General features: G+C 70.7%; 20 protein-coding genes. 11 read left to right on the top strand and 9 right to left on the bottom strand.

What is annotated here, in order from left to right:
• Positions 1–28 precede the first annotated feature (28 nt).
• From QWU11_RS19915 to QWU11_RS19880, 8 genes are all read left to right on the top strand, one after another.
• The gene (locus QWU11_RS19915) at positions 29–478 is read left to right on the top strand and encodes an FCD domain-containing protein (protein ID WP_290115434.1); all 450 of its coding nucleotides are present in this window, start codon (positions 29–31) and stop codon (positions 476–478) included.
• On the top strand, positions 390–974 hold the full coding sequence (locus tag QWU11_RS19910; protein ID WP_290115432.1) for a hypothetical protein: 585 nt from the start codon (positions 390–392) through the stop codon (positions 972–974). The genes QWU11_RS19915 and QWU11_RS19910 overlap by 89 nt, the downstream gene beginning before the upstream one ends.
• A complete protein-coding gene (locus QWU11_RS19905) occupies positions 919–1,554 on the top strand; it encodes a putative glycolipid-binding domain-containing protein (RefSeq protein WP_290115426.1) in 636 nt (211 codons plus the stop codon). The genes QWU11_RS19910 and QWU11_RS19905 overlap by 56 nt, the downstream gene beginning before the upstream one ends.
• A gap of 178 nt (positions 1,555–1,732) precedes the next feature.
• Positions 1,733–2,689: an ABC transporter substrate-binding protein gene (locus QWU11_RS19900; RefSeq protein ID WP_290115424.1), complete on the top strand. Its 957-nt coding sequence runs from the start codon at positions 1,733–1,735 to the stop codon at positions 2,687–2,689.
• The gene (locus tag QWU11_RS19895; RefSeq protein WP_290115410.1) at positions 2,686–3,516 is read left to right on the top strand and encodes an ABC transporter permease; all 831 of its coding nucleotides are present in this window, start codon (positions 2,686–2,688) and stop codon (positions 3,514–3,516) included. Before QWU11_RS19900 ends, QWU11_RS19895 begins: the two co-directional genes overlap by 4 nt.
• Positions 3,513–4,295 carry an ABC transporter permease gene (locus QWU11_RS19890; protein WP_290115408.1) on the top strand — a complete coding sequence of 261 codons (783 nt, stop codon included), beginning with the start codon at positions 3,513–3,515 and terminating at the stop codon, positions 4,293–4,295. The genes QWU11_RS19895 and QWU11_RS19890 overlap by 4 nt, the downstream gene beginning before the upstream one ends.
• A gap of 1 nt (position 4,296) precedes the next feature.
• The gene (locus QWU11_RS19885) at positions 4,297–5,127 is read left to right on the top strand and encodes an ABC transporter ATP-binding protein (protein ID WP_290115394.1); all 831 of its coding nucleotides are present in this window, start codon (positions 4,297–4,299) and stop codon (positions 5,125–5,127) included.
• A gap of 55 nt (positions 5,128–5,182) precedes the next feature.
• On the top strand, positions 5,183–5,833 hold the full coding sequence (locus QWU11_RS19880) for a GntR family transcriptional regulator (protein WP_290115391.1): 651 nt from the start codon (positions 5,183–5,185) through the stop codon (positions 5,831–5,833).
• 3 nt (positions 5,834–5,836) lie between these two features.
• Here the strand turns inward: QWU11_RS19880 and QWU11_RS19875 are convergent, their stop codons facing one another.
• Complete coding sequence (locus QWU11_RS19875) at positions 5,837–7,615, bottom strand: tannase/feruloyl esterase family alpha/beta hydrolase (protein WP_290115381.1); 1,779 nt, start codon at positions 7,613–7,615, stop codon at positions 5,837–5,839.
• A gap of 159 nt (positions 7,616–7,774) precedes the next feature.
• Here QWU11_RS19875 and QWU11_RS19870 point away from each other — a divergent pair, with 159 nt between their 5' ends.
• A complete protein-coding gene (locus QWU11_RS19870; RefSeq protein ID WP_290115379.1) occupies positions 7,775–8,617 on the top strand; it encodes an alpha/beta hydrolase in 843 nt (280 codons plus the stop codon).
• A gap of 34 nt (positions 8,618–8,651) precedes the next feature.
• Here QWU11_RS19870 and QWU11_RS19865 read toward each other — a convergent pair whose 3' ends face one another.
• From QWU11_RS19865 to QWU11_RS19840, 6 genes are all read right to left on the bottom strand, one after another.
• Complete coding sequence (locus tag QWU11_RS19865) at positions 8,652–9,599, bottom strand: catechol 2,3-dioxygenase (RefSeq protein ID WP_290115377.1); 948 nt, start codon at positions 9,597–9,599, stop codon at positions 8,652–8,654.
• Entirely contained in the window at positions 9,596–10,675 is a 1,080-nt protein-coding gene (locus QWU11_RS19860) for a 4-oxalomesaconate tautomerase (protein WP_290115369.1), read from the bottom strand. Before QWU11_RS19860 ends, QWU11_RS19865 begins: the two co-directional genes overlap by 4 nt.
• Positions 10,672–11,364 (bottom strand): 4-carboxy-4-hydroxy-2-oxoadipate aldolase/oxaloacetate decarboxylase, encoded by a 693-nt coding sequence (locus QWU11_RS19855; protein WP_290115352.1) that lies wholly within the window; start codon positions 11,362–11,364, stop codon positions 10,672–10,674. Before QWU11_RS19855 ends, QWU11_RS19860 begins: the two co-directional genes overlap by 4 nt.
• Positions 11,361–12,104, bottom strand: a complete 744-nt coding sequence (locus QWU11_RS19850) for a PIG-L deacetylase family protein (protein ID WP_290115350.1) — start codon at positions 12,102–12,104, stop codon at positions 11,361–11,363. The genes QWU11_RS19855 and QWU11_RS19850 overlap by 4 nt, the downstream gene beginning before the upstream one ends.
• A gap of 312 nt (positions 12,105–12,416) precedes the next feature.
• Positions 12,417–13,637, bottom strand: a complete 1,221-nt coding sequence (locus tag QWU11_RS19845; RefSeq protein WP_290115348.1) for a glycosyltransferase 87 family protein — start codon at positions 13,635–13,637, stop codon at positions 12,417–12,419.
• 102 nt (positions 13,638–13,739) lie between these two features.
• The gene (locus QWU11_RS19840; RefSeq protein ID WP_290115343.1) at positions 13,740–14,117 is read right to left on the bottom strand and encodes a MerR family transcriptional regulator; all 378 of its coding nucleotides are present in this window, start codon (positions 14,115–14,117) and stop codon (positions 13,740–13,742) included.
• Positions 14,118–14,199: 82 nt separating this feature from the next.
• Between QWU11_RS19840 and QWU11_RS19835 the strand changes: the two genes are divergently transcribed.
• A complete protein-coding gene (locus tag QWU11_RS19835; protein WP_290115332.1) occupies positions 14,200–14,865 on the top strand; it encodes an SDR family NAD(P)-dependent oxidoreductase in 666 nt (221 codons plus the stop codon).
• Here QWU11_RS19835 and QWU11_RS19830 read toward each other — a convergent pair.
• Positions 14,852–15,061: a hypothetical protein gene (locus QWU11_RS19830; protein WP_290115330.1), complete on the bottom strand. Its 210-nt coding sequence runs from the start codon at positions 15,059–15,061 to the stop codon at positions 14,852–14,854. The two genes, QWU11_RS19835 and QWU11_RS19830, sit on opposite strands and share 14 nt — an antisense overlap.
• Before the next feature lie 236 nt (positions 15,062–15,297).
• Here QWU11_RS19830 and QWU11_RS19825 point away from each other — a divergent pair, with 236 nt between their 5' ends.
• Complete coding sequence (locus tag QWU11_RS19825) at positions 15,298–16,845, top strand: hypothetical protein (RefSeq protein WP_290115328.1); 1,548 nt, start codon at positions 15,298–15,300, stop codon at positions 16,843–16,845.
• A 39-nt stretch (positions 16,846–16,884) separates the two neighbouring features.
• Here the strand turns inward: QWU11_RS19825 and QWU11_RS19820 are convergent, their stop codons facing one another.
• On the bottom strand, positions 16,885–17,838 hold the full coding sequence (locus tag QWU11_RS19820) for a glutathione S-transferase C-terminal domain-containing protein (RefSeq protein WP_290115326.1): 954 nt from the start codon (positions 17,836–17,838) through the stop codon (positions 16,885–16,887).
• Between the last annotated feature and the right edge of the window lie 92 nt (positions 17,839–17,930).

Raw genomic sequence — 17,930 nt, 5'->3', positions numbered from 1 at the left:
GCCGAACCGCGGCGTCTTCGTCGCCACCATGACGGCGCAGGACGCCTTCGAGATCCACAGCCTCCGCGACCACCTCGAAGCGCTGGCCTCCCGGCTCGCCGCCGAACACATCGACGACGCCGGGCGGCAGCGGCTGAGCGGGGCGATGTCGGCCTTGGTCACGGCCGTACGCCGCGAAGGCCGCTCCGAGATCGTCCATGCCGACATGAACCTGCACGACGTGATCGTCGAGCTGAGCGGGCACCGGAGGCTGCGGGAGATGTACGCCGGAATCCGCGACCGGTCACTCCTCTTCATGAACCTCACGGAGCATTTCCACCCCGATCAGGAGGAGATCATCACCATGCACGAGTCCCTGGTCGGCGCCATCGCGTGCGGCGACCCCGAGCGTGCGGAAGAGCACGCCATCGTCCACGACACGACCGACGGCGAGACGCTTCGCCGCCTTCTCGGAACCGTCGAGGGGGAACAGCCGTGAACGACCTCGTCAAGCCGCGCGCTCTTCCCCGGGGCGGCACGGTCGGCCTCGTCGCTCCCGCCAGTCCCGCCCCGGACTCCCTGGTGCACCGCGGCGGGGAGGGGCCGCTGCCGCGGCGTCCGGACTTTCCCCACGTCCGCACCCTCGGCCACGGCCGGCCCACGGCGCGCCTGATCGGAGGCGACGTGTACGAGCTGCGCGCGAGCCTCGGCACGCCGTTCGAGACCGACACCGACGAGAGTGTCGTGTTCTTCGAGGACGAGGGCAATCGCCCTGGCAGGTCGACGGCATCTTGGACCAGCTTCTTCAGGCCGGGAAGTCCGAGCACGCCCGCGGCCTGGCCATCGGGTTGTTCGTGAACTGCGACTGGACCGAGGAGAAGCGCAAGTGGGCCGCGACGAAGACCCTGGAGCAGGTACTCGACCACTACCTGACCGACCTTGGCATCCCGGCGATCTACTGGGTGCGCGGCCCGCGGCGCCGGCGTCACGCGTGAGTACGACCTGACCTGGCGGCTCGACGTCGGGGACGGATGGCGGACCCGGCTCCTGGTCGTGGAGCGCCGTTCGCGGTCCGGAGAGCACACGAGACTCACGCTCGAACGGATGCCGAGCGGTGCCTGGTCCGGTGACCGTACCGAGGCCGGCGCCGGCCGTCGGACTCCCCTGCCGGCGACGACCCTGCGGTCACTGGACGACGCGCTCGACTGCGACCTTGGGAAGTGCCCGTTCACCAACGTCATGCCGATCCGGCGGCTGGTGCGCGACGGGCCGGTGGGCGAATGGGTCGGCCACGACATCGCGTGTGTGAAGGTCCCGTCGCTGAAGGTCGTCCCGATCGTCCAGCACTACCGGGTGGTCGAGGCCGGCGCGGCGAGGGGCGACCGTGCTCTACCGGGGATCGACGGGTCAGACCCGCGAGCTCAGGACGGACGCGGACTTCGTCGTCCTCGACTATCCGTCCCTGGCCGAACGAATCGGGTGCTGAGCCCGGCCGGACAGGGCCAAAGCATGGGCGACAAGCTGGTGGACCACTTTGGCAAACAAATTATTGACAATCCTGTGCATCATTCTTAGCATCATCGTCACACCAGCGGTGCCATCGGGGAGGAGTGGCCATCGGTTGACCTGCGGATTCCCGGGTTCAGCCGGGCGATCGAGGCCGTCTCGCGCCGGTGGACCGGCCGACGGCACGCCGTGCCGAACGCCGACGCCATGTCCCACTCCCCCGCGACCGACGTCCTGGAGAAGCACCGTGACAAGAATCCGCGCGGCCATGGCCGCCGCCTCCGTACTCCTCCTCGCCTCGTGCGGAAGCGGAGGAGGAGAGTCCAAAGCGTCCGACACGGGCCCCACCTCGGTGAAGGTCAGCGTGATCCCGATCGTGGACGTCGCCCCGCTCTACCTGGGGAACCAGCAGGGCTTCTTCGCCGAGCAGGGGCTGAAGCTGCAGATCCAGACGGCCCAGGGCGGCGCGGCGATCGTGTCCGCCGTCGTCAGCGGCCAGGTCGACTTCGGGTTCAGCAACTACACCTCGCTGATCATCGCCAGGTCCAAGAACCTGCCGCTGAAGGTCGTCGCGCCCGGCAACGCCTCGACCGGGGTCCAGGGCAAGGACTTCGGCGGGGTGGTTGTCAAGGACGGCAGCCCGATCAAGACGGCCAAGGACCTCACCGGCAAACGCGTCGCGGTCAACACCCTGAACAACATCAACGACACCACGGTCCGCGCCTCCATCCGGAAGGCCGGGGGTGACCCTAAGAACGTCAAGTTCACCGAGCTGGCCTTCCCCGACATGCTCGCCGCCCTCGACAAGGGCAACGTCGACGCGGTCCAGGTCGTCGAGCCCTTCCTCACCACCGCGCTGAAGGGCGGCGGCCGGCTCGTCGCGTCCAACTACGTGGACACCGCCCCGAGCCTCACCATCGCCGGGTACTTCACCTCGCAGAAGACCGCCTCGTCAAAGCCGAACCTGGTCAAGCGGTTCAGCACGGCGATGCAGAAGTCGCTGAGGTACGCGAACGACAACCCTGACGCGGTGCGCAAGGTCCTGGGCACCTACACGAAGATCGACCCGTCGGTGACCGCGGCGCTCAAGCTCCCGGCGTATCCGACGGAGGTCAACAGCGCGTCGCTGCAGACCCTGGAGGACCTCGCCGTACAGGACGGGCTGATCAAGCAGGCTCCCGACGTGAAGGACCTGCTTCCGTGACGGCGGCGGTGACGGCGGACGCGACGGAAGACGGCCCGGGCGAACGCCGTCACCGCCACCTGCCCCCCTGGGTCCTCGGCCTGATCGGCCTCGCCGGGCTGATGGCGGTGGTCGAACTGCTGCCGCGGACGGGGCTGGCCGAGAAGCGGTTCCTGCCGCCGTTCAGCTCCATGGTCTCCGCCCTGTCCGACGAGGTCCGCACGGAGGCGTTCTGGCGGGCCCTGCTGGAGACGCTGCGCGGCTGGGCGATCGGCCTGGCGATCGCGACCGTCGCGGGGATGGTCCTGGGGATCGTCATCGGCGGCCTGCCCGTCGTACGGGCGGCGATGACCTCGACGATCGAGTTCCTGCGCCCGATCCCGTCGGTGGCGCTGATCCCGCTGGCCGTGCTCCTGTACGGCACCGGCATGCGCTCCACCCTCCTGCTCGTCGTGTACGCCTCGTTCTGGCAGGTGATGGTCCAGGTCCTGTACGGCGTGCGGGACGTCGACCCGGTGGCCCGGGAGACCGCCCGCTCCTACCGGTTCCGTCCGCTGTCGCTGGTGAGCACGGTCATCTGGCCGACGGCTCTGCCGTACGTGATGACGGGGTTTCGGCTGGGGGCGGCGGTCGCGCTGATCTTGGAGATCACCGGTGAGCTCGTCATCGGGTCGCCCGGCCTCGGCAAGCAGATCGCGGTGGCGCAGACCTCCGGCGCGGTGCCGGCGATGTACGCCCTGGTGATCGTGGTCGGCCTGATCGGAGTGATCGTCAACGTGATCGTGCGCTTCGTCGAACGCCGGGTGCTGCGGTGGCACCCCTCCGTACGCCGGGAGGTCCTCTCATGAGCGTGCTGAGCGTGGTTCGGCGGATCGTCCTGCTGCTCGCCGTGCCCGCCCTGCTGGTCGCGGCGTGGTGGGTGGCGACGGCGAACAGCACCGACTTCTTCTGGCCTCCGCTGAGCCAGATCCTGGGCACGTTCGACGACACGTGGTTGGGCGGCCGCTTCACGAATGACGTGCTGCCCAGCCTGGCCCGGCTGCTCACGGGTTACGTTCTGGCCCTGGTGCTGGGCGTGGGCCTCGGCGTCGCGATCGGCTCCGTACGCGTGCTGCGCGCCCTGCTGGAGCCGGTCCTGGAGTTCTTCCGCGCGATCCCGTCGCCGGTGCTCGTGCCGATCCTCATGCTGTTCGCCGGCATCGGCAGCGGGATGAAGATCCTGGTGATCGTCTCCGGCTGCGTCTGGCCGATCCTGCTGAACACGGTCGAGGGCGTGCGCGCGCTGGACGAGGTGCTGCGCGACACCGCCCGCTGCTACCGGCTGCGCCCGCACTCGCGGCTCGTCCATCTGGTACTGCGGGGGGCGAGCCCGCAGATCGCCGCCGGCGCGCGGCAGGCGCTGTCCATCGGGATCATCCTGATGGTGATCAGCGAGATGTTCGCCGCGAGCAACGGCGTCGGCTTCACCATCATCCAGTTCCAGCGCAGCTTCTCGATCCCGCAGATGTGGAGCGGAATCATCCTGCTCGGGCTGATCGGCATCGCCCTGTCGGTCGTGTTCCAGCTCGTGGAGGCCTGGGTGCTGCGCTGGTACACCGGCTTGCGCCGATCACAGCGAGAGGGCTGAGATGACCACCACACCGATCGGCGCCGAGAGCCCGGCGCTGCTGGACGTCCGCGGGCTGAAGAAGGTCTACCAGGGCAACGGCCGCAGCGTCGAGGCGGTCCGCGACCTGACCTTCACCGTGGGCGGAGGCGAGATGGTCTGCATCGTCGGCCCCTCCGGCGCGGGCAAGACCACCCTGCTGAAGTGCGTCGCCGGCCTGCTGACCTGCACCTCCGGGGAGGTGGTGCTCGAAGGGGAGAAGGTCACCGGCCCGCCCCGGGGAATGGCCGTGGTCTTCCAGGAGTACGGCCGCAGCCTGTTCCCCTGGATGACGGTGCGCCAGAACGTCGAGCGCCCGCTGAAGGAGAAGAAGGTCCCCAAGACCGAGCGGCGGCGGCTCGTGCGGGAGGCGCTGGAGGCCGTCGGCCTGGCCGGGGTCCAGGACGCGCACCCCTGGCAGCTTTCGGGCGGCATGCAGCAGCGGGTGGCCATCGCCCGCGCGGTCGCGTACGAGCCGCACATCCTGCTGATGGATGAGCCCTTCGCCGCCGTCGACGCCCAGACCCGCGCCGACCTCGAAGACCTCGTCCGCGCCCTCTGGAAACGCCTCGGCGTCACCATCCTGTTCGTCACCCACGACATCGACGAGTCGGTCTACCTCGGCCAGCGCGTCATCGTCTTGTCCAACTCGCCGACGGTCGTGCTGGAGGAGGTCGCCATCGACCTGCCGGACGAGCGCGACCAGCTCACCACCCGGTCCGCGCCCCGCTTCGCCGAACTGCGGGCCCACGTCTACAAGCTCATCCAGCAGGCCAAGGAGGGCGACCGCCCGGCAGTCGGCGACCTGCGGTAAGGGAGGGACGGGTCCCGAGAATCAGTCCGCCACAGCAGCCCGCGAGCGAGGAAGCATGCCAGCGCACGAGCAGACCACGGCCGGAACCCCCGACGTCGCCACCGCGATCCGCGAGGCGATCACCCGCGGGGACTTCGCGCCCAACCAGCGTCTGGTCGAGGCCGACCTGTCCGAGCAGTTCGGCGTCGGCCGGGGCGGTGTGCGGGCGGCGCTGTTCGAGCTGGCCAACGAGGGTCTGGTCGAGCGGATCCAGCACCGCGGCGCCCGTGTACGCGCGGTGACGCTGGACGAGGCGATCGAGATCTCCGAGGTCCGCATGGTGGTCGAGGGGCTGTGCGCCGCCAAGGCCGCCGAGCGCGTCACCGACGAGGAGATCGCCGAGCTCCGGGCCCTCGGCGCGACCATGCGCTCCGCGGTCACGGACGGGCACGTGCTGAAGTACTCCGAGCTGAACAAGGCCCTGCACCAGCGGGTCGTCGAGATCAGCGGCCAGGAGACCGCCGCCGGCGTGCTGCGGCGGCTGCGCGCGCAGAACGTCCGGCACCAGTTCCGGCTCGCCCTGGTCCCCGGCCGGCCGAACGTCTCCCTCCCCGAGCACCTAGCGATCATCGACGGCATCTGCGCCCGCGATCCGGAGGCGGCCGAGCGGGCGGCCCGTACGCACCTGGTCAGCGTCATGGAGGCGCTCACGTCCGTACGGGCCTGACGCTCAGGCTTCCTTCCTCCGGGTGAGCCAGGTCCGGGACGGCCGGCAGACCAAGTCGGTACCCGAGGCCGTGCACCAGGTCTGGTAGTCGCCGGAGAACAGTCGCTCACCGAGCCAGTGGTAGTCCGGGCCCGGCTCCTGGCGCGGCGTGTACGGGACGAAGTTCGCCGCGTCGTCGGCGCTGCCGCTGCCGTCGTAGCGCGCGACCGTGGGGTAGGGGAACACCGGCCGCGTACGCGTGACGGTGCCGTTCGTGACGTTCGACGCGGTGATCCTGCCCGGCTGCCTGCCGCTCTCGGTCCACGCCATCACGGGGGTGAGGACGTCGAAGGTGTTCGGTCCCTCGCCGCCGCCGCAGTGCGCGACGCCGGGGAAGAGGTAGAGCTTGGCGAACCTGTCGACGGTGCCGCCGCCCATGGACTTCCGCATCGCGTCGTAGTACGCCAGGGTGCCCTGCGGTGAGATGTGCTGGTCGCCCCAGCCGTGCCAGAGCAGGAGCTTGCCGCCGGAGCGCTCGAAGCGGCGGAGGTCGGGGTCCATGGCGGACAGGTAGCCGGAGGACTGCACGGTGTTCCAGAACGAGGCGACGGTGAACTTCAGGTCCGACAGCTTCCAGTCGGGCTTCACCTCGTTCGTGTAGCCGAGGTAGCGCGCGAAGGCGAGGACGAAGTTCTCGCTGCCCACCGTCTGCCCCTGCGCCGAGGGGACGAACAGGGTCCAGTCGAGTTCGGAGCCCCACTCGTGGGCGATCGCGGGTTCGAGCCGGCGGCCGGCCGCGTCGACCGCGCCGTCGTGCAGCCGGCGGACCACGCCGGCCTCGGCGCCGGTCAGGCACGTCGTGGGGTCCTGGCCGGACCTGCAGATCAGCGTCGCCGGGTCGAAGTCGCAACGGCGCGGATCGTCGATCAGGCCGTCCTTCAGCCCGTCCCGCCTGTCGCAGGCGGACAGGACGGCGTTGTGGATCAGTGGCAGCCGGCCGGCGAGCAGGATGTAGTGGCCGCTGTCGTCGAGGTTGGTCAGGACGTTCCAGGCGTGGTGGAAGGTGTTCTGCACGACCATGTCGTTGGCGGGCGCGCCGGCGGCGATGCCGTCGAAGTCGCCGGGGTAGCGCTGGGCCTCCATCAGCGCCTCACGGCCTCCGTCGGAGCAGCCGTCGAAGTAGGAGTAGACCGGCGACCGGCCGTAGAACCTCGCGATGATCGCCTTGGCGACCTGGGACGTCACGTGGACGCCACGGTAGGAGAAGTCGATCTGCGCCTGCGGGTCGTCCGCCGCCCAGGACCCGTCGTTCTGCCCCTGGTGCCCCATGTCGGTCGTCGCGCCGGCGACCGTGCCGTCGGCGACGACCGGGCAGGCCGACGCCTGCGTGTAGTTGATGCCGGCGGAACCGCACTCGCCGCCGCAGCCGGTCTGCACGTAGCGCTGCGTCCAGCCGTCGACGGGCAGGCGCATGACGATGGTGTCGGCCGGGGCGATGGTCCCCCGCACGTCGCAGTACGGCGCCGGCGCGCCCGCGGTCGAGACGGCCGCGGACGTGATCGTGACGTTCTCGAGGTGGAGGCCGGTGACGTCGGCGCAGTCCATCTTCGGGTGCAGCGCGGGCAGGTCGGCCAGGCCCGCCGCCGTGACCGGGCGGTGCGCGGGCTGTGCCCCGGCGGCACCGGTCAGGCCCCCGGCGGAGGCGAAGGCCGCCAGAGTCGCGAGGGTGATGAGACCGGCCTTCCACCGGGTACGCGGTCCCTTCGGCCGGGACCTCCCGGCGCGGGTGAACATCCTGCGCATGGGCAACCGCCTCCCTCAGAAGTGTTAACAATATGAGAGACGATATTATCTGCGCTATCTACGCCAATTTATGGACAGATGTGGCCAAATCGGTCTTTCAGGCGTGAGCGATGAGTTCGGGCGGCGGATCAGGTCTGTCCCGGCATGACCCGAATCACGATGACCACTGTCAATGCCGATGAGATCGCCCTGGGCATCGAGTCGTTCGGCGACGACGGCGCGCCACTCGTCCTGCTCGCGGGCGGGACGACGATGCTCTCCTGGCCCGACGCGCTCTGCGAGCACCTCGCCGCCGGCGGGCGCCGTGTGGTGCGCTACGACCTGCGCGACAGCGGGGAGTCGACGACGACGGATCCGGAGGCGCCCGCCTACACTCTGCGCGGCCTCGCCGCCGACGCGGCGGCCCTCGCCGACGCGCTCGGCGGGCGGCCCGCGCATCTCGCGGGGATCGGCGTCGGCGGGATGGTCGCCCAGGTGGCCGTTCTCGAGCATCCGGGCGCGTTCTCGGCGCTCACCCTGGTCGGCACCCGCGCGGTCGCCCCCGGCCCGGCCGACGACGACCTCCCCGACCATGACCAGGCGACGATGAGCCGGCTGTTCGCGCACCCGATGCCCGATTGGGCCGACCGCGAGGCGGTCGCGGAGTTCGCCGCCGCCGGCGCGGAGATCCTCGGCGACGACCCCGTCGCCGCGCGCGCGATCGCCGCGCGCGTCTGGGACCGCACGCCCGGCACCGCACCTGCAGTCCAGCTGGCCAACCAGCTGGGTGTGGTGTTCTCCAGGCTCGACTGCGAACCCCGCTGGCGCGAGCGCCTGCCCGAGATCGAGGTCCCCACGCTCGTCGTCCACGGCCGCCGCGACCGGTTCTTCCCCGTCGGCAACGGCGAGGCGATCGCGCGCGAGATCCCCGGGGCACGGCTGCTCGTCCTGGAGGAGGCCGCCACCGCGATCCCCGATGCGGCGGCCGGCGAGGTCGCCGAGGCGATGCTCACGCTCGGGTAGAGGATGCGCGGGTCCGGCGCCTGCGGCTGGAGTATCAGCCGACGGGCGGCGTGCCGTGGGTGTGGAAGGACTCGATGGTCTTCAGGCCCCACGCCTGGCCCTTGGCGCGTTCGGCCTCGGTCCAGGTGACGGTCTTCCAGTCGGGTGCCAGGACGAGCCGCGCGCACGGGTTGCACAGCTCGATCCGGTTGCCTCCGGGCTCGTAGACGTACAGGAAGAAGGTCTGCTGGATGGCGTGCTTGTGCGGGCCGGTCTCGATGAACACGTCGTTGTCGAGGAAGATGTCGGCGGCGCGGAGGATGTCCTCGCGGGTGTCGGTGGCGAACGCGATGTGGTGCAGGCGCCCGTTACTGCGCGTCCAGTCACGCGTGTACACCAGGTCGTAGGACTTGTTGGTGAAGGTGACCCAGCGCCCGCCGATCGTGCCGTCGTTCAGCTGGATCTGCTCGGTCGGGTGCCCGCCCAGCACGTCACGCAGGAAGTCGGTGCTCGGCTCGACCTCGGCGGCCAGGAAGTTGACGTGGTCGAGGCGGCGGACGCAGACGCCCATCGCCGGATAGGCCTGCGCCTGGTTCTTCAGCGCCGGCTTCAGCTCCGGCGGCGCCTCGTACCACTCGCTCTCCCAGTAGATCTCCAGTTCGTGGCCGTCGGGGTCGCGGAAGACGTACGTCGGCCCGAGGCCCGGGTCGCCGTCGCGCCAGCCGACGCCGAGGCCCGCCTCCTCGATCGCCTTCACCCGCCGGTCGAGCGCCTCCTGAGACGACGTGCGCAGCCCCGTACGGCGGATCCCGGACGTGCCGTTCGCGGTCAGCTTGAGGGTGTGGTGCTCGTAGTCGTCCCAGGTCCGCAGGTACACCGAGTCGCCCTCGGCGCCGACCTGGGTCAGGCCCATGATGCGGGTGAAGAACCACAGGCTTCTGTCGGGCTCAGGCGTCAGCAGCTCGACGTGAGCGACGTGCGCGATCTCATGCTTGATGCTCATGGCTGGCTCCCGGGACGGGCGAAGACGGTTCCGTCGGACAGTTTCCGCGCGGTGCGGACGATGCTCGAACGCCGGATCGCCGGCCGGCCGGCCGACTCGTCCAGCTCGACCTGGACGTCCAGGCGGCCGGTCGGGTGCTCGATGCTCATCGGGACACCCGGGTCCGGCAGCGTGGCCAGGTCGTGGCCGACCGCGCCCTCCATCAGCAGCGCCGTGGCCGTGGTGACCGCGCCGAGCACGCCGATCGAGGCGTGCACGCGCAGCGGGATGAACGTACGGGTGCAGATCGCCCCGCCCTCGCGGGCCGGCGCGACCAGCGTCGTCTTGGGCACCGACGTGCCGGACACGTCGCCGAGGCCCATCAGCCTGCCCGCCTGGAGCCGCAGCGACTGGACGCGCTCGCGCAGCGCCTCGTCGGCGGCCAGGGCGGCGACGTCCTCGTACCCGGTGAGACCGAGGCCAGAGGCGGCGGCGACCACGACCGGCATTCCGTTGTCGAGGCAGGTCACCGGCACGCCGTCGATGACGTCGCGGACGTTGCCGGTGGGCAGCAGCGCGCCGCACGCCGAGCCTTCGGTGCCCTCGAAGTCCAGGACGACCGGCGCGGCGGTCCCGGGCACCCCGGAGATGGCCGTGTCGCCGTCGTAGTCGACCACGCCGCCCGGCGTCGGGAACGTCGCGGTGGCCACGCTGTCGGAGTTGACCATCCGGATCCGTACGCTGGTGCGCTCCGGTCCGGCGGTGACCAGGCCGCGCTCGACCGCGAACGGCCCGATCCCGGCCAGGAGGTTGCCGCAGTTCTGCCGGTCGGAGACGGTCGCCTCCTCGACGCCGAGCTGCAGGAAGAGGTATTCCACGTCGACGTCCGTACGGCCGGAGGGCGAGACCACCGCGACCTTGCTGGTCAGCGGGTCCGCGCCGCCGATCCCGTCGATCTGCCGGGGATCGGGCGACCCCATGATCCGCAGGAGCAGGTCGTCGCGCTCGCGCGTGCCCGGGGGCAGGTCGCCGGCCAGGAAGTACGCGCCCTTGGACGTCCCTCCGCGCATCACCATGCAGCGGGTGCCGCCGCTCATGAGCCGTCGCGGTAAGGGACGTACTCGATGCCCAGCTCGAGCAGGCGGTCGCGCAGCCCGTAGCGGTCGAGGCCGAGCTCGCCCGTGCGGAACGCCGTCCGGGTCGCCTCCTCTTTCTCCTCCCGCGCCCGCGCGGCCTTCACCGTGTCCGCGACGGTCTCGCGCGGGACGCGCACCACGCCGTCGTCGTCGGCGAGGATCGCGTCGCCCGGCCGGATGACCTGGCCACCGATGCTCACCGGGACGTTCACGGCGCCGGGCGTGGCCTTCACCGTGCCCTGGGCGCTGACCGCGGCCGACCACACGGGGAAGCCCATCGCGTGGAGGTCGGCCACGTCGCGTACGCCGGCGTCGATGACCAGCCCGCGTACCCCCCGGTGCTGCAGCGCGGTCGCGAACAGCTCGCCGAACATCCCGTCCGTGGACGGCGACGTCGTCGCCACCACCAGCAGATCGCCCGGACGGCACTGCTCCACCGCGACATGGATCATCAGGTTGTCGCCGGGCCAGGACAGCACGGTCACCGCCGTACCGGCGACGCGCGACCCCAGGTGCACCGGGCGGATGCCCGGCCCGAGGAACCCGGCGCGGCCCATCGCCTCGTGCACGGTCGCGACGCCGAAACCGGCGAGCGCGTCGACCGCGCCGGGGTCGGCGCGCGGCGGGTCGGTGACCACCACCGTCCTCACGCCAGCTCCCCCGTCGTCTGCGGGTACACCCGCACGTACGCCTCGGCCATCGTGTCGTGCTGGAGCCCGAGGTTGGGGCCGGCGTTCCGCTTGAGCTGTACGCCACGCCGCTTGGCCAGGTCGGTGTAGTACTCCCACATGTGCACCTGCGCCGGCAGGCACTCCATCGCCTTGCGCTTGCGCTCGAACACCGGCGTGATGTCCAGCAGCACGTCCGGCTTGAAGTCGCACTGCTCCGGCTGATGCGGCTCGAAGAGGAACACCGGCGGCGCGCCCAGCGGCTCACCCGGCGCGTCGTACCCGATGGCCTGCGCCAGCACCCGCGCCTGCAGCGCCATCCGCGCCGCCGCCGGGTGGTCGCCGTTGTACGGGTCGATCAGCGTGTGCGTCAGCACCACGGCCGGCTCGAAGGCGCGGTAGACCCGTACGAGCCGGTCCACCAGCTCCGGCGTCTCCCGCAGCGGATAGTCCCCGGCGTCCAGGAACTCGATCTCGGCGCCCAGCTCGGCCGCCGCGGCTTCGGCCTCCCCCTGCCGCAGCGCCTTGATCTCCTCCAGACTCTTGCCCTCACGCCATGCCCGCGCCGACTCGCCGCGCTCTCCGAAGCTGAGGCACACGACCTTCGCGCGGTCCCCGCGTTCGGCCGCCAGCGCGATGGCACCCGCGGCACGCCACACGAAGTCACCCGCGTGGGCGCTCACCACGAGCAGCGGACCAGCGGACCGGGACTCACCACTCATCGGAACCCTTCCTCGACGTAGGGCTGACGGGTTGGGAGGGTGTGCAGCCCCAGCCGCCATAGTGCCGCCACATCCGAGTGATTGTCAACAATCTTGGCTCAGATTTTGTCGCGGCGAAGTGGCACAATAGCGCTCTGTGACCTCTGTTGCGTGAATCGACCTCACGGCGGAGCGCAGGGCTTCGGTCAGCCCTGGGCGCGGCGGGCGACCACGAGGACCGGGCCACCGGGGACGGCCGGGAACCGGCGTACGTCCTCCAGACCGGACGACGCCGGCGTGGCCGTCATCCGGTCCGCGGCGTCGTGCGCCGCCCTAGTGGCCGGCGGGGAGTGGCTGGGAGCGTACGGTCGCCGGCTCCTCGGTTTCGGCGGGCGTGCGGCGGCCCCAGGGCATGGCGAGGATGAGCAGGGCGATGACGGCGACGGAGCTGCGGGACCACCACTGGTGGTTCTGCCACCAGCCGGCGTCGTCGAAGTGGGTCAGGTAGATGTAGCCCAGCCCGGCCCACAGCGCGGCCAGCCAGAGCGCCGGCCGGCTGAAGCGCGTCGGCCGGGCGACGAGGAACGGCACGACCCACAGGAGATACTGCGCGCCCATGCGCGGGGTGACGATCAGGAACGCCAGCAAGATGGCCGAGGTCATGTCGACGCGGTCGGCGCGCCGCCACAGCCACATCACCGCGAGCAGCGTGAGGTACAGGACCACCTGCCCGATCCCGGCGGCGGTCGGGGCCAGCGCCCAGTTGCCGCCGGTCATCCAGGCCGTCCATCCCCACTCGCCGACGACGGGCCTCACGCCGCCTAGGTAGCGGGCGACGTGCAGCAGGTCCACCCAGCCGACGTGCACCACGAGCGGCATGGTGACCAGGAAGAACACCGGGACGACACCGGTCATGACCACACTGTGGACGCGTTCGCGCCAGTTCGGGAGCATCGCCAGCAGGGGCGGAAGCAGGATGACCGGCCACGTACCGGCCGACAGCGCGAACCCGAACAGCGCCCCCGCCCAGCCGCCGCGGCCGGAGCGCGCCATGACGTACGCGGCGACCAGGAAGACCAGCGCGACCGGTTCGATCTGCCCGTGGATGACGGCGACCATCAGCGCGATCGGGCTGCAGGCGTACGCGAACCGGGCCGCGGCGGCGTTCTTCTCACCGGCCAGCCTCCCCACCAGGGGGATGAGGGCGATGTCGGCGGCCACGGTGACCAGGCGTCCGGCGATCTCCCAGGGCAGGCCCGCCCGCAGCCCGAGGGCGTACAGGTACGGGATCATCGGCAGGAAGTGCCACGACCCATGGGTGGCCAGAACCGGGTCCTGATGCGCCAGGATCGCCTGCCCGGCGGGCTTGAAGCCGTCGACGAAGTCGAGCGGCTGCCACGAGTCCGCGGCGGCGTTGATGAGCAGGAACAGCCGCAGCGCGATCCCGACCGCCAGCGCCGTGCGAAGCGACGGCCGCCAGCCGCGCCACAGCGCGACGACGGACAGCAGAAGCCCGGCGAGCAGCAGGAATGTGGTGTAAAAGGGGTGGTCCATCGTCCGACAGACTGCCATACGCCTGCTGGGGCATCGCCACTGACCTGCGGATTCGCAGCCAACTGTCAGCAGGCACTCGGGCTTCCCGCAGCCGGCCGCGGGTCAGACCGACTCCGCCGTACGGTCCCGCAGGGCGATCGCGAGCAGGGTGTCGAGCGTCTGCTGGGACGAGCGCAGCTCGGTGATCTCTTCGGCGATGCGACGGCTCTCACGCCGCAGGCTGGTGACCATCTCCGGGCACGGGGCGGGGATGACCCGCTCGCCGTCGTCGTGGACGCAGTGCAGCACTCGTGAGATGACCGCGGTGGGCAGGCCGGCGGCCAGCAGGACGCGGATGTGGCGAACGGCGGCCACGTCCGACTCGGCGTACTCCCGATAGCCGTTGGTCAGCCGTACCGGCCGGAGCAGGCCCTGCTCCTCGTAGTAGCGCAGCAGCCGCCGGCTGACTCCCGTCCGGTGGGCCAGGGCACCGATCCGCATGTGATCCCTCGCTTGACCTTCACATTGATGTCACACCTTAACGTCCTGGATGTCAGGCATCATCCAGACGAAGGAGCCCCTGATGGCAGGAGCGGTGGTCATCGGAGCCGGTCCGGGAATCGGCGGGTCGGTCGCCCGGAGGTTCGCGCGCGAGGGCCTGCCGATCGCCCTCATCGCGCGGGACGCCGGAAAGCTCGCCGGCCTGGCCGCGGCCCTCTCCCCCTTCGGCGTGCCGGTCGTCACGCCGACCGCCGACAGCGGCGACGAGACGGAGCTGGTCGCCGCCCTCGACGCGGCGGCGGGCGAGCTCGGTCCCCCGGACGTCGTGGTCTACAACGCGGCGATCATCCAGGCGGACGCGCCCGGGCGGTTGTCGGTACGCGCCCAGCTGGACGCCTGGGCGGTCAACGTGGTCGGGGCGCTCACCGCCGCCGCCCACGTCGCGCCGGAGATGGCGCGGCGCGGGAGCGGTTCGTACCTCATCACCGGCGGGATGCCCGAACCGAAGCCGGACTACGTCAGCCTGTCGCTCGGCAAGGCCGGCGTACGCACACTGGTGACCCTGCTCGACCAGGAGTACGGAGCATCGGGCGTCCACGTGGCCAGCGTGACCGTGGGCGGGGCGGTCGCCCCGGGCACGGCCTTCGACCCGGACGAGATCGCCGAACACTACTGGCGGCTGCACACCCAGCCGCGGGACGCGTGGCAGCGGGAGGTGCTCCTCAGCGGGGCGGTCACTCCCGGGTAGCGTCCAGAAGCGCCATCCGCGCCTCGAAGCGGTTCTCGACCGTGGCCCACCACGGATGGTCCCCGATCGCCTCGGTGAGCCGCTGCGCCTCCCGGTACGCCTGCTCCGCCGCCTCGCCCTCACCCGCACGAGCCGCGTCGGCCCGCAGGAAGTCACGACGGAGCTGTACCAGGTCAGGCGGAACATCGAACGTCATACAGCGACATTACGCCCGATTGCCGTCAATTCGGCACGATGCACCTGCTCGTGCACTTCGTCGTCCAAATCTCTCGGACGGAGAACCCCCTGACCAGCCACGTCGTCTCGGCCGCCGCTTAACGGCCGGGCCCCGCCGGCCTAAAGGACCTCCGGCCCCACGCTCTGACCTTGACCGGCACCCGTACGGCCCGGTTCTGATGAACCCACGCACATAACGGGGCGAAAAGGGGAGACATGGGCCGACCGCTCAGCAAGGACGAGACAGTGGTGCTGAAGACGCTGTCCGCCAAGATCAAGACCATCGTGGACGCCGCCGACCAGCCGGCGCTGACGGCGACCGGCGTCCTCGACGGTTACGTGGCCCAGGACCACGCGGGCTTCCACCAGCGGTTCACGCTGCTGCACGACCGGCTGGAAGACCTGATCGGCCGGCAGAAGATCGTCGTGAACGGGGACCTGCCGCCGTCGATGGGGGCCAACGCCGCCGTCGGCAAGGAGGATGACGGCACTCTCGTGGACGGCGTGGACATCCGGCCGGACCTGGTGGACAAGAACTCCCCCCGCACGGTCACCGACCGGGCGATCATGCTCCTGCACGAGGTCGCGCACAACCTGTACGAGGACCCGGTGTTCCCGGTCCGCGACTACGCCTACCGCGGCGCGTGGGGGCTGGAGTACCTCCCCCCGCAGGCAGGGCTGTTCAACGCCGACACCTACGCCGAGGCCGCCGCCCGCATCGCCGAGCGGCTGGAGGGCGCCGCGACGGGCCACTACCGCGCGACGGGCCGGCTCGTCGCGTCACGCCGCGCGCTGAAGGCGCTGCACACCCCGGCGCTGGCCGTGGGGCCCGCCCTGGCCTGGGTGGACATCAAGGTCAACCGAGCCTGGATCCGCAGCGAGGACTACCGCGCCTTCGCCCGGATCGAGACCGGCAGCCGTGGCTGGGACAAGACCCTGGCGCTCTGGAAGGCCGCCAACCCCGACCAGCTGCGCCTCCTCGAACTCGAAACGGCTCTCCAGGGCCGGGAGAAACTCATCGGCGACCGCCACACCGGCTGGACGGGCATCTGGTACGGCCTGGACAAGGAACACTTCGACACGGCCGACCGGATGAGCGCCTACCTCGCCACGCTCAAGGAGACCGTCGGCAAGGTCCGCCCGCTGCTCGCCGACGCCGGCCAGACCGTCGGCTACGACGCCCAGACCCGGCGGCTGACCATCCCGTACGCCCTGGCCGGCGTGCCCGCGCTCAAACTCGCCGACATGATCCTCGACGTCCTGGTCGAGGCGTCGCCCTATGCCGCCGGCGGTTCGCCGCTGCTCGACAAGTACCGGCACGCGCTCGTCGACCTCTTCTACGACCACGACCGGCTCTTCGAGACCCCGACGGTCGCCGCGATCAGGAACCAGATCAACGCGCTCGCCGCGACGGCGCCCACCGCCGCCGAGTGGGCCCAGGCCCGCGACGTCCTCGACCTGGCCGTCCTCGGAGGCATCACGGAGAACTGGCTCAGCATCGACTACGGCATCACGCACATCCCGCCGGCCGCGAAGCCGTTCCTGGAGACCCTCGACGACACCCTCCGGCCCGAGGTCGACACCGCCGTGGAGATCGGCGGGCGCCACCAGGGCGACCACACCCGCGGCGTCTTCGGCCCGGCCTTCACGGCCCTGCTCGACGCGCTCACCCGCATCTCGGGCAACGTCACCACGGACTTCTCGGCGCGCGGCAAGAACTTCCAGAAGTACGCCACCGAGCTCCAGCCCTTCCTGAAGGTCTGACCGCCCGCCGAGCGGCGTACGCCCGCCGTTCGCCGCTCCTCAATCCGGCGGCGTGCCGTCCCCGAAGGGCCGTCCGCCGAGCTCCTCCCGGCCGTGCGGGGTGAGCCAGCCGGACGTGTCCGGTCCGAGCGGTACGACGCCGGTGGGGTTCACGTCGCGGTGGACGACGTAGTAATGCTCCTTGATCTGCGGAAAGTCGATCGTGTCGCCGAAGCCGGGGGTCTGATAGAGATCGCGGGAGTACGCCCACAGCACCGGCATCTCGGTCAGCTTGCTGCGATTGCACTTGAAGTGCCCGTGGTAGACGGCGTCGAAGCGGACGAGCGTCGTGAACAGCCGGATGTCGGCCTCGGTGATCGTGTCGCCGACGAGGTACCGGCGGGTCGCGAGGTGCTCCTCCAGGACGTCGAGGCGGTGGAACAGCTTCCGGTACGCGCGTTCGTACGCATCCTGGGCCGGGGCGAAACCGGCCTCGTACACGGCGTTGTTGACATCGCGGTAGACGTCGGCGTTGATCACGTCGATCGCGTCCCGGTGCCGCTCGGGGTACAGGTCCGGGGCTCCGGCCCGGTGGTACCGCCGCCACTCCGAGGACAGGTCGAGCGTCATCTGCGCGAAGTCGTTGGTCACGACCTTGCCGGTCGGGATGTCCACGATGGCCGGCACGGTGATCCCGAGCGGATAGTCCGGATCGCGGGCGAGGAACGCCTCCTGGAGCCTCTCGATCTTGAGTACGGGGTCGCGTCCCCCAGGGTCGAGGTCGAAGGTCCAGCTCCGCTCGTCATGGGTCGGCCCGCAGACCCCCATGGAGAGCACGGGTTCGAGGCCCAGCAGCCGCCGCACGATGATGCTGCGGTTCGCCCAGGGACAGGCGCGGCTCACGACGAGCCGATAGCGCCCCGGCTCGACGGGATGGCCGTCTCGCCCGTCGGCGGTGATCCGGGTGGTCAGATACCGCTGGTCTCGTACGTATTCGGTGCCGTCCGTACTCATGTGACCCCGTCCGCTCGGAAGGTCGGCCACGTTCAGTGTGACACCCGGGCGGCCGTGCGACGTCCGGCATGGTCACCGGCGATATCGTCGGG

The organism is Actinomadura sp. DC4, from assembly GCF_030406325.1.
Lineage (GTDB): Bacteria > Actinomycetota > Actinomycetes > Streptosporangiales > Streptosporangiaceae > Actinoallomurus.
Note: the sequence above shows the minus strand (reverse complement) of the source record. Positions and strands in the feature narration are given on the sequence as shown.